This is a genomic window from Limnospira sp., assembly GCF_051859755.1.
GTDB classification, from domain to species: Bacteria; Cyanobacteriota; Cyanobacteriia; order Cyanobacteriales; family Microcoleaceae; genus Limnospira; species Limnospira fusiformis.
Genome location: NZ_JBIMLI010000082.1, coordinates 1 through 9,220, shown reverse-complemented (window position 1 = coordinate 9,220; position 9,220 = coordinate 1). Strand labels below are relative to the sequence as shown.

Genomic DNA, 9,220 nt, shown 5'->3' with positions numbered 1-9,220 from the left:
AAACTAAAGACAAGCTGAATAATAAGACTGAGGAGTTGAAACAGGCTCAGTTTATGCAAAAAGAAGCGGCTGAGGAAGTTGATAAGACTAAGGCTGAGTTACACGAGGCGCGACAAAATCTGCAAACACTGCGATCGCAAAAAGAGGAGACGGAGGGACTTTTACGGAAGTGTCACGCTCAACTTCAGGAAACTATGGAGGTATTAGAGTCCTCCCACAGTAAACACAAACAGACTCAAGGGGAATTGGAACAATTGCGATCGCAAAAAGAGGAGACGGAGGGACTTTTAGAGAAGTGTCACGCTCAACTTCAGGAAACCATGCAGGTATTAGAGTCCTCCCACAGTAAACAACAACAGACTCAAGAGGAATTGGAGCAATTGCGATCGCAACTACAAGAAAAGCCACAGGAATTGACAAATCATGCGGTTCAAGTCTCACCAGTTCCAGCTTCCCCCCCAGCACCTGTAGCAGTAGCAGCAATCGACTGGGAAACCTTTTAACCCATCATCTGATTGTAGCATCCGCCAGGACTATATGGAGGGTGACCAAATATCCTGGCGGCGGTTTTCCAGTTAATTTAAGTCATCAGAAATCAGTGATTTTTATTCCTGTACCCAAACAGATACAGAACCCCCGTCACAGGAAAAGTGACCCCATCCCCATTCATTGGTATAAACAGGTTCTTTGATGTGTTCTGTCAGGTCAATAAACTTAGCATTAGGTTTACCAACTTCCATCCATTTTTGACCAGGAATGTTATCACTCATAATCACAGCCATACCTTGGGGGTGTTCTTCATCACCTAAACGAGTCCAACCGATGACATTGTAGTTGTCGAAGTAATCGTATTGTTCCCCGTAGGAGTAATGATGTCGCGCATATAATAACTTATCAATTATCCAACGGTGGGAGGGTAAAACAATTTTATAACTGTTACCATCTTTGCCATAATCTTCGTATTCTGCGCCATAATAGTCAGCATAGAAAATACAGGGATAACCTTCTCGTCGCAGCAGAATAATCGCATAAGCCAACGGTTTAAACCAAGGTTCAACGGGTGCTTCTAAGGCTTGTAAAGGTTGAGAATCATGATTTTCTACAAAGGTGACCGCATTAATGGGGCGTTCCTGTATAAAAGTGCGATCGAGAATAGTTCTCATGTCGAAGTTACCCCCCGACTTACTGGCATAATAAAACTTATAGTGTAGGGGAACATCAAACACAGACATTCGACCCCCCACCGTATCTACATACCAATGTAGAGTATCAATGTCATTATACCAATATTTCCCTACCATAAACAAGTCTTTACCGACGTGATTTTCTAGGGTTTCTATCCATTCTGGGAAGAACCAAGCCGAAATATGTTTAATGGCATCAAGGCGGAAACCATTAACCCCCGTAGTATCAAGATACCATTTAGCCCAGTTAGTGATTTCGTCCCTAACTTCTCGACTTTGGAAATCGAGATCACAACCCATTAAATAGTTAAAATTCCCCTTTTCCAACGACACATAATCATCAAAAACCTTACCTTCCAAAAGATAAATATTCGAGGAATCTTTAGTAAAATCATCATAATCAACCGCATCAAAATGCCACCAATGCCATTGAAAATCAGAATGTTTGCCTTGACGACCGGGAAAAGTAAAATGAGTATAGGCTTTAATCTCTCGCATTTCCCCAATCGGATGAATCCGATTATTCATAGCAAAAGGAGTAGCTTTAACCACCTCAGTTTCATCAGCCCCCATGCGATGATTAACCACCACATCAGCGTAAACCTGAATCCCGGCACTTTGGGCGGCATGAATAGCATCTAAATACTGTTGATGATTGCCATATTTGGTTCTGACAGTTCCCTGTTGATCAAACTCCCCCAGATCATACAAATCATAAACACCATAGCCCACATCAGATTTACCTTTCTTCCCTTTATAAGCTGGGGGAAGCCAGAGGGCGGTAATACCAGCATCGACTAATTCTTGGGCGTTTTCTTTAAGTTGATTCCATAAAATCAAATCGGGATCGATGTACCAATGGAAGTATTGCATGATTACGCCATTAATCATCTAAATTTCTCCTGTCTGAGTCCCAAAAAATATATTTCAATTATAGGATGGTTTTCCGAAACCGATAAGAATACCAGACAAAGCCCCAAGTTGCCGGCTGGTGTGAGGACAGGGGAGAGAACAACCTCCAACCCGATGACTTTCCCCCTAATCATGGCTGAGGTGGGGGGCAGCTAACATAATCTCAGGCTAAACTATACAGTAATGGTTAGATTCAAAGATACAGCAACAGCAAAGGTAAATGTGAATATGAAAAGTTCCTGGATCAACAGATTGGGACAACCAGTTAAATCATCAGCCATGTCCAAAAAGCATTTGTGGCGGATTTTGGGAGGTTGGGTGATTTCCCAAAGTATCCTTTTGGGGACTCCAGCTTTGGCTAATCGTGATTCTGGGTCGATGAGTTATACAGACTTGTTGCAGAAAATCGAAGCGGGACAGGTCATCAGAATTCAAGAAGACCCATCACGACAACTTGCTAAAGTCACATTCACAGACGAAGCCAACGGACAACAGATTAGGTATGTGGCACTATTTGACCATAACCCGGAACTGATGGCCGCGCTGCGGGCAAACCCGGTAGACTATGAGGTAAGACCTTCGGCAGACAATAGCGTGGCTATGGGTTTAGTGGTCAATGTTTTGGTGATTGTGGCGGTCTTAGCATTTCTGCTGATGATTCTGCGGCGGTCTTCCCAGTCTTCGGGAAATGCGATGAATTTTGGTAAATCTAAGGCTAGGTTCCAAATGGAAGCGAAAACCGGGATTCTGTTTGATGATGTGGCTGGTATTGAAGAAGCTAAGGAAGAATTGCAAGAGGTGGTCACATTCCTAAAATCCCCGGAAAAGTTTACCGCCATTGGTGCGAAAATTCCTAGGGGGGTGCTATTGGTGGGACCTCCGGGAACTGGGAAAACCCTGTTAGCTAAGGCTGTAGCGGGGGAAGCGGGGGTTCCGTTTTTCAGCATTTCTGGTTCGGAATTTGTGGAGATGTTTGTGGGGGTCGGTGCATCCCGGGTGCGGGATCTTTTTAAAAAGGCTAAGGATAATTCCCCCTGTCTGATTTTTATTGATGAAATTGATGCTGTCGGTCGCCAACGGGGGGCGGGAATTGGCGGCGGTAATGATGAACGGGAACAGACCCTTAACCAATTACTGACGGAAATGGATGGATTTGAGGGTAATCCGGGAATTATTGTGATTGCAGCCACTAATCGCCCTGATGTGTTGGATACAGCCCTATTGCGTCCGGGACGGTTTGACCGACAGGTGATTGTTGATTTACCTGGTTACAATGGCCGTTTAGGGATTTTACAGGTTCATGCGCGCAATAAAAAGCTGGCTGATGATGTTTCCCTAGAGGCGATCGCCCGCAGAACACCAGGATTAGCAGGGGCGGATCTGGCTAATTTACTTAATGAAGCGGCGATTTTAACGGCTAGACGACGCAAGGAAGCGATTACCCTCTTAGAAATTGATGATGCTATTGACCGCATTACTATTGGTTTGGCTTTAACTCCCCTTCTCGACAGCAAGAAAAAGCGACTGATTGCTTATCATGAGGTGGGACACGCTTTGCTGATGACTCTGTTGAAAAATTCTGATCCTCTTAATAAGGTGACAATTATTCCCCGGTCTGGAGGAATTGGCGGTTTTGCTCAACAGATGTTTAATGAGGATATGGTTGATAGTGGTCTGTATACCCGCGCTTGGTTGATTGATCAAATTACTATTGCTTTGGGGGGAAGGGCTGCTGAACAGGAAGTATTTGGTGAAGCAGAGGTGACTATTGGCGCTAGTAATGATATTCAGATGGTCAGTAATTTGGCGCGGGAAATGGTGACTCGTTACGGGATGTCTGATTTGGGATTGGTGGCTTTGGAAAGTCCCGGAGAACAGGTATTCTTGGGGCGAGGCTTTCCTAGTCAATCGGAATATTCTGAGGAAGTGGCGACTAAGATTGATCATCAAATTAGAGCGATCGCCTTTCGCTGTTATGATCAAGCCTGCCGCCTTATCCGTCAACACCGAGTTTTGCTAGACCAGTTGGTAGAAGTTCTCCTAGAAAAGGAAACCATTGAGGGGGACGAGTTCCGCCGCCTAGTCTCGGAATATACTCCTCTTCCTGAAAAGCAAATGGCGATTATTCTAAACAAATAAGCTACATACAGCTTGTTCACCAGTCGCTGAATACATTGCCCTCACCCTGAATCTGGATCCCAGAGATGGAGAGGGACTTTGAGAGGTGATCAGATGATTTCTGAACAGGCTGTATCAACTACCAAACAGTTGTTAGGGGGCGGTAGGGGGGGAGTCTATCCCCTTCCCCACCAGCCCTTAATCATTTTTTGTGCTGATTCTATGCTGGTTGTGGAACACCCCGCAGAATCCGCAAAAACTGTCCGGCTTGCTGGCGACCATTACTCATCAATTTCTGAATGAAAGCATCATCCCGGTTGAGTTTAGAAGAATAATCAAGTTCTTCGGCTAGGTCATGACTCATACTGATCCAGCGAATATCAATGGGTTTAATTTCATCAGCTAATGGTGTCCCCTCAAAAATTCCCGCCCGAATCCACTTGTTAACTAACTCAATGAAATTAACTTCTTGATACAGGGACAGATTCCCGGCTAATTCATTGCGTCGGTCTAGGATATCTTGGGCGGTTTTGGGTTCAGAACCACGGGTTTTAGGGTTAATTTGAATAATCCAAATCTCGTCAGGTCTTCTGACCATATTTTCTGTCAAAAATTCGGTAACTGGGGGATTTTTAGAAAATAGACCATCCCAGTAAGCATCTTGACCAATATGAACGGCTGGGAATACATTAGGAATAGCAGCAGAAGCCATCACGGCTTCTACGATAATTTCCCCTTTGCGAGAATCAAAGGCTTTAAAATCACCAGATAGAATATTGACTGCACCTAACAATAGGGTGGGACTCGATGAATTCACTAGGGTTTTAATTTCATCAAAATCAATGTGATTTTCTAGGAGTTCTCGCAGGTTAATATACTCTTTGCGGGGAGATATCATGGTGAGAAAATCCACAATCCATTGATTAGCATAAGGATTGGGGGGATAGCTGGGAATTATGCCAGAATCCTGCAAGTGGACTGTGTTAATGACAAAGTTATTTAAACTTTTTTCCCAGACACTTTGAGTAGAGTTATCTTCCCAAATTTTGACTAACCATTTATAGGGGGGTTCTTTTGAACCGGCTGCATATTTGAGTAAACCATACCAAACTGCGGTAGCGCAGATCGCGCCGCCAGAAGTGCCGCTTAATTCGGTAATATTGTATTCTTCGTGAACTCCCTCTAGTAGTAAGTCATGGAGAACACCAGCAGTAAAAGCTGTATGACTACCGCCACCTTGACAAGCGATCGCAATATTTTTTTTGCTCATAATACACCTTACAATTAATTACAAAAAGCTGGTCGATTTTACACTACAATTTTTTCCTGTTTGTTGACTGAAAATTCAGCGGAATAACTGTAGTCAATATTTAGCCAAAACTCCCCACTTACAGAGCCTCTGGTTTCAATCTGAATAGGGCGAATAGTGGTGGTGGGGACAGGTTCAATATCTGGGTTATAGGGGCTGATATCGCCAAAATAAATCGGGGTATTTGGCTGTAAGAGAATGGGGGGAATTTCGTCAGGTAAATTGGGTACAGGAGTCCGTTCATCAATGGTGACGGCGGACAAGAACACGGTCACATCCCGAAAGGTGATGTTACTGTACTTATTGGTAACAGCGATCGCCGCAGTTTCCACCTGATTTGCACCTAGGCTAGGTTGAGAACAAATCAACTCAAAAGAGGGAGCATACTTATCTATTTCTAGGTAAGATTCTGGCGTAAAACTCGCCGCTACGACCGATAATAAAGCCGACGACCAACCCTGATTATCTAGGGGATGACTAAATGATAATCCCCCCGTTTGTGTGCTGATGGCTACATCATCTCCCGAAGATTGTCGATAACTATGAACTGTCACCACGGCAGACTTAGCGGCGGCGATCGCTTTTTCCCACTGGTCTAAATTTAGTGATTCATTATCCGATGAAATCCCCAATTCTCCCAGATAAAAAATCGCCCTATTTGCGCCTAAACGCCAGTCAAAGTGATTACATACATCGGCGATCGCTCCCGCGCCATCCCGCCGCGCCGGGTCATTCCTTCCATTACTACGGGTAACCTTTAACCCAGTCAATTCGGACTCATTTACCCCACCATTAATTAAATAATTACGCAGGGTACGACTAAAGGGGGTTCCGTGCCAAATTCCCTCTATTCCCAACCAGGTAATCTGCAAATCACAGGGATAGCTTTCCCTGACATTTTCGATCACGTCTTCCGCCACCTTACTGATAGTATCAGCATCATCACGCAGTGGGGAACGGGTATCGATAATTACCACCAGGTCAACTTTATTGATTGTATTTTTCTGACTCATATCGCCATCCTCTTCGAGGTATTTTACCAGGTATTTTAGGGTTAATGATCTCCCTTATTTACCATCAACTTTAAGCGATCGCGACCTCGACCACTCACCGAAACCCGACCAGAGTATTGTATTTTCACCGTTTCTATTTTAGCCGGTTCATCTTCAGCATCTAGGATAATTTCTCCCGTCAGCTTAGATGGTTCACTATCCTTAGCGGGTAGGTTTCCCAGAGAGAGAAATTCTCCCTCTTCCAAAACTTGCACACTTTCACCTGGCGAACTAATTACCTCCGCTGCAACTACCCGAAAATCCAGAACATCTGCATTCAGATAACTATTGGTTACTTCCAGGCACAATTTTGACCTATCCTCGGAAGTAGTGACGGCAAAATTTAAACCATCTAAACTGTCGGGAAGTTCCGCCAGCAATGGCTGACTGGTTACCGTCTTCTGGGAAGTTTCACCCCCCAAAGATACAGGAGTTTCTGACACAGTTGCCGATGAGACACCCGCCGCCAATTTGAACTCATAAATACGATGCTTACCCTTACCTTTAGCAGTAGTTAAAGTTATCGTATGTTCACCTTCACTCAGGCTGCCAAGTTGTAGTTCAGTTTGACGTTTCTGATTTTCTCCTGCACCCCAAATGCGGATTAATAGGATACCATCTAGGAATAACCAATCCTCTCCCAAACCATCGCGGTGGTAAGATAAAGTTAATTCCCCTTCCTGATAATCCCTATACAGGCGGAAGTGAATATTCAGGCAATCTGTTGATGCCACTCCCGGCGGTTTTTCCGCATCAGGAGCAGTTATAATTGTCGGTAAGCTAGGGTATTTAATCGGGTCAGCATCACTACCGATATAATAGTTATATTCGGGAGTCCAGACACCTTGGGGAGAAACCTTTAGCCGTTTGGAAGATGTGCCAATTTGCCATAAAATCGCTGGGTCAGATTCGGGAATATCTGAATTGATATTAACCCGACTTTCTGGGTAAAGTATATCCTCTAAATCTCTGGCATTTAACAAGGGTTCTACGAAAGAATCAGCCTGTGCAAATCCCACCGATATCAGGTGGTTAATTAAACTAGGATGCCGGTCAAATTTAGAGGCATAGTCTAATCCTTCTAAATGCGATCGCTTAATTTCTAACTGGCGAACTTGCACCGGACTAATTCCCGCTAGATCTCCATTTAAAAACCCCTTTTGTAACCAGCGATTAGTTTTTTCGATCAACTCTAAACTTTGATACAGAGAAAGATTCCCTGATAGTTGATTTCGCCGATCTAAAATCTCTGGCGTAGTCCTAGGTATACTGTCACAGGCGCGAGGATTGACCTGTATAACCCATAATTCATCCGGCCATTGTTCCGGGGGAATAATTTGTTCATCTACTAGGGATAAAATTGGCGGATTTTCTGCAAATAAACTATCCCAATAAGCAGCATCCCCAATTTCCACAGCTTTGAATAGGGTGGGAATAGCCGCCGAGGCGAGAATGGCATCAATTTCAATTTCGTTTTGGCGAGAGTCAAAGATTTTTGATTCCCCAGATATCACATTAACCGCACCTAGAAATAATCGGGGACTGCTACTATTAATCAGCCTAGGAAGTTGCGAAAAATTGATGTGCTTTTCCAGCAGTTTCTTCAGGTCTAAATATTCTCGTCTCGGCGTGACAGATTGCCAAAATTCCTGAACTCCTCCCCAGGTATAGGGATTAGAAATGTAGCTAGGAATAATCCCCTTATCGTAAAATCTACAGGATTGAACCGTTAAATAATTTAGGTATTGTTCCCAAAGATGGTTGGCTGAGTTATCTTCCCAAAAATCAATTAATTGGTGATAGGGTTCTCTCGCCGTTTCCTGTTGATTTTTGACTAAACCATACCAAGCTAGTAGACTACATAAACCGCCGCCAGAGGTGCCGCTTAAACTCACAATTTCATAGCGATCGCATACATCACTTTGCAGAAATCTCTTTAAAACTCCCGCCGTAAATGCCGCGTGGCTTCCCCCTCCTTGACAGGCGATCGCAATTTTACCTTTTTTCCGCTTCTTCATTTTTTCGCTTCCTAGTAATGGGTGAATAATTCTTTAGTCAACCTCCAGTTTGAATTGGTTTCGGTCACATCAACTCTCTTTTCTCATCATGATGATCACTTCACCACAATACAGCCCAAAGCTAACGTTTGCGGTTGTTTGAACGCCAACGCCCGTATTTTTTGAATCCTTTGTATCGCGCTATGTAGTTGATGCTAAACGGGTAAACCTCCCAATTTTATAGGTGAATTTTTTTGGGGCTGTACCTTATTATTTTATAGAATTTCTCCAAAGGACTCAACCCCCTGACAAAACCTTTATAAAATTTTAACATTTCCCCCAAACGAATGACCCATAAAATTAATCGGTTTTGTTGTGGATAAAAAGCCCAGTTCGATTTACAATTACCAAAGAAGAAGCTAAAATCTGGGTAGCCTTTTTTGTTCTCAGTTTCATGTTTGAGGGAACGCCAGAACAGGAGAAGCCAAAATTACAGCTTCACACGAAGAGCATGATTTAATCTCAAATTAGGTTAACATTTTACGGCAATACGGTATAATAAGCGAGAAGGGTTGAGGATAAACCTATTGCCAGATATGTCAAACCCAAGGAAGCGGCCCAAATCCTTGGAGTCCATGAAAGAACACT

The 9,220-nt window shown here is 43.6% G+C and carries 5 protein-coding genes and 2 pseudogenes; 3 read left to right on the top strand and 4 right to left on the bottom strand.

What is annotated here, in order from left to right; genetic code table 11:
• A pseudogene (locus tag ACTIE0_RS14740) lies at positions 1-503 on the top strand (hypothetical protein); the annotation flags it as partial.
• Positions 504-605: 102 nt separating this feature from the next.
• Here ACTIE0_RS14740 and ACTIE0_RS14735 read toward each other — a convergent pair.
• On the bottom strand, positions 606-2,075 hold the full coding sequence (locus ACTIE0_RS14735) for an alpha-amylase (RefSeq protein ID WP_006621806.1): 1,470 nt from the start codon (positions 2,073-2,075) through the stop codon (positions 606-608).
• 249 nt (positions 2,076-2,324) lie between these two features.
• Between ACTIE0_RS14735 and ftsH the strand changes: the two genes are divergently transcribed.
• Positions 2,325-4,235 carry an ATP-dependent zinc metalloprotease FtsH gene (ftsH, locus tag ACTIE0_RS14730; RefSeq protein ID WP_196797698.1) on the top strand — a complete coding sequence of 637 codons (1,911 nt, stop codon included), beginning with the start codon at positions 2,325-2,327 and terminating at the stop codon, positions 4,233-4,235.
• Positions 4,236-4,434: 199 nt separating this feature from the next.
• Here the strand turns inward: ftsH and ACTIE0_RS14725 are convergent, their stop codons facing one another.
• Genes ACTIE0_RS14725 through ACTIE0_RS14715 form a run of 3 tightly spaced genes read right to left on the bottom strand, consistent with a single transcriptional unit; the run spans position 4,435 to position 8,593 of the window.
• Positions 4,435-5,484: a patatin-like phospholipase family protein gene (locus ACTIE0_RS14725; RefSeq protein WP_006621803.1), complete on the bottom strand. Its 1,050-nt coding sequence runs from the start codon at positions 5,482-5,484 to the stop codon at positions 4,435-4,437.
• Positions 5,485-5,522: 38 nt separating this feature from the next.
• Positions 5,523-6,536, bottom strand: a complete 1,014-nt coding sequence (locus ACTIE0_RS14720; protein ID WP_006668014.1) for a hypothetical protein — start codon at positions 6,534-6,536, stop codon at positions 5,523-5,525.
• A 41-nt stretch (positions 6,537-6,577) separates the two neighbouring features.
• Positions 6,578-8,593 carry a patatin-like phospholipase family protein gene (locus ACTIE0_RS14715; protein ID WP_006668013.1) on the bottom strand — a complete coding sequence of 672 codons (2,016 nt, stop codon included), beginning with the start codon at positions 8,591-8,593 and terminating at the stop codon, positions 6,578-6,580.
• Positions 8,594-9,158: 565 nt separating this feature from the next.
• Here ACTIE0_RS14715 and ACTIE0_RS14710 point away from each other — a divergent pair.
• Positions 9,159-9,220, top strand: a pseudogene (locus ACTIE0_RS14710) (IS607 family transposase); the annotation flags it as partial.

Bases quoted from the DNA above. Each gene is read 5' to 3' on its own strand.
- ACTIE0_RS14735 (WP_006621806.1), bottom strand. From the start codon at position 2,075: ATGATTAATGGCGTAATCATGCAATACTTCCATTGGTACATCGATCCC.
- ftsH (WP_196797698.1), top strand. From the start codon at position 2,325: ATGAAAAGTTCCTGGATCAACAGATTGGGACAACCAGTTAAATCATCA.
- ACTIE0_RS14725 (WP_006621803.1), bottom strand. From the start codon at position 5,484: ATGAGCAAAAAAAATATTGCGATCGCTTGTCAAGGTGGCGGTAGTCAT.
- ACTIE0_RS14720 (WP_006668014.1), bottom strand. From the start codon at position 6,536: ATGAGTCAGAAAAATACAATCAATAAAGTTGACCTGGTGGTAATTATC.
- ACTIE0_RS14715 (WP_006668013.1), bottom strand. From the start codon at position 8,593: ATGAAGAAGCGGAAAAAAGGTAAAATTGCGATCGCCTGTCAAGGAGGG.